This is a genomic window from Streptomyces sp. NRRL F-5755 (genome assembly GCF_001279365.1).
GTDB classification, from domain to species: domain Bacteria; phylum Actinomycetota; class Actinomycetes; order Streptomycetales; family Streptomycetaceae; genus Streptomyces; species Streptomyces rimosus.
The window spans coordinates 1-860 of sequence record NZ_LGCW01000172.1 but is presented as its reverse complement, the minus strand read 5'-3'; the positions used below and the strand labels follow the sequence as shown (position 1 = coordinate 860).

General features: G+C 68.0%; 1 protein-coding gene. It reads right to left on the bottom strand.

Going from position 1 to position 860, the window contains the following annotated elements:
• Positions 1–5: 5 nt before the first annotated feature.
• Positions 6–820, bottom strand: a protein-coding gene (locus ADK86_RS16395; protein WP_420718857.1) for an IS5 family transposase whose coding sequence is annotated in 2 segments (ribosomal slippage) — positions 6–469 and positions 469–820 — 816 coding nt in all. Because the reading frame shifts where the segments join, the coding sequence is not laid out codon by codon here.
• Between the last annotated feature and the right edge of the window lie 40 nt (positions 821–860).

Genomic DNA, 860 nt, shown 5'->3' with positions numbered 1-860 from the left:
AGACGTCATTTCATTTGGAGTCGTCGATGGCAGATGAGGGTTGAGGCGATGGCGGTGAAGGCGAGGAAGTGTTCGGGCTTGCGTTCGTAGCGGCGGTGGAGGCGTCGGCAGCCCAGCAGCCAGGACACCGTGCGCTCGACGACCCAGCGGTGCCGGCCCAGCCGTCGCGTGGACTCGGTTCTCTTGCGGGCCAAGCGATGGCGAATCCCGCGGCCGGCTAACCATCGCCGCAGGTGCGGGTAGTCGTAGCCCTTGTCGCCATGGAGCTTGCCGGGTTTGCGACGCCGCGGTCCGCGGCGGGAGCGGATCGGCGGGATGCCCCGCACCAGCGGGATCAGTGCCTGGCTGTCGTGGAGGTTGGCCGCGGAGATGCCGATCGAGACCGGGAGGCCGTTGCGGTCCACGATGAGGTGGATTTTCGATCCGCTCTTGCCGCGGTCGGTCGGATTCGGTCCCGTCAACGGCCCCTTTTGATGGCCCGGACGCTGACGGAGTCGATCGCGCACCGCGACCAGTCCAGCTCGCCGCGGGCGCCGAGCTCGTCCAGGACCAGACGGTGCAACTTGGCCCACACTCGGGCCTCGGTCCACTCGGTGAAGCGGCGGAACGCGGTCACCCCCGACAGTCCGAAGCCTGTCGGCAGTTGATTCCATGTGCATCCCGAGGTGGCCACGAAGATGATCGCGGCCAGCACCTCGCGGTCCCCGCGCCGACGTCGGCCACCGCCCTGCGGTCGGTCCGGCGCCGGCGGCACCACGCGCTCGAACAGCTCCCACAGGCTGTCCGGCACCATCCGCTCGACAAGAGGGGCAGTCACCATCCCAGACTGCCGCAAGATCACACCAAACGAAATGACGTCT